Origin of the sequence: Paraburkholderia sp. J8-2 (assembly GCF_905220195.1) — a bacterium.
Taxonomy (GTDB): Bacteria; Pseudomonadota; Gammaproteobacteria; order Burkholderiales; family Burkholderiaceae; genus Paraburkholderia.
Genome location: NZ_CAJMZA010000109.1, coordinates 1 through 698, shown reverse-complemented (window position 1 = coordinate 698; position 698 = coordinate 1). Strand labels below are relative to the sequence as shown.

At 66.6% G+C, this 698-nt stretch carries 1 protein-coding gene; it reads left to right on the top strand.

Going from position 1 to position 698, the window contains the following annotated elements; all coding sequences use genetic code 11:
• Positions 1-698: urocanate hydratase (gene hutU, locus U5A52_RS43015; RefSeq protein ID WP_321940490.1), on the top strand; the 698-nt coding region annotated here is incomplete at both ends.

Here is a 698-nt window from a genome sequence, read left to right as displayed (position 1 = left end):
GAAACCATCGTGAAGGTCGCGAAGGAGTCGATGGCCAACCAGGTGCGCGCGATGCTCACGCTGCAGGAACGCGGCGCGGCCACGCTCGACTACGGCAACAACATCCGCCAGATGGCGCTGGAAATGGGCGTGGAAAACGCGTTCGACTTCCCGGGCTTCGTGCCGGCGTATATCCGCCCGCTGTTCTGCGAGGGCAAGGGCCCGTTCCGCTGGGTGGCGCTCTCGGGCGATCCTGAGGACATCTACAAGACCGACGCCAAGGTCAAGGAGCTGATCCCTGACGATCCGCATCTGCACAACTGGCTCGACATGGCGCGCGAGCGCATTGCGTTCCAGGGGCTGCCCGCGCGTATCTGCTGGGTGGGCGTGAAGGATCGCTATCGTCTGGGCCAGGCGTTCAACGAGATGGTCAAGAACGGCGAACTGAAGGCGCCGATCGTGATCGGCCGCGACCACCTCGACACCGGCTCGGTGGCGAGCCCGAACCGCGAAACGGAATCGATGAAGGACGGTTCGGACGCCGTGAGCGACTGGCCGCTGCTCAATGCGCTGCTGAACACGGCGGGCGGCGCGTCGTGGGTGTCGCTGCACCACGGCGGCGGCGTGGGCATGGGCTTCTCGCAGCACTCGGGCGTGGTGATCGTGGCGGACGGCACGCAGGCGGCCCACGAGCGGCTTGGCCGCGTGCTGCACAACGA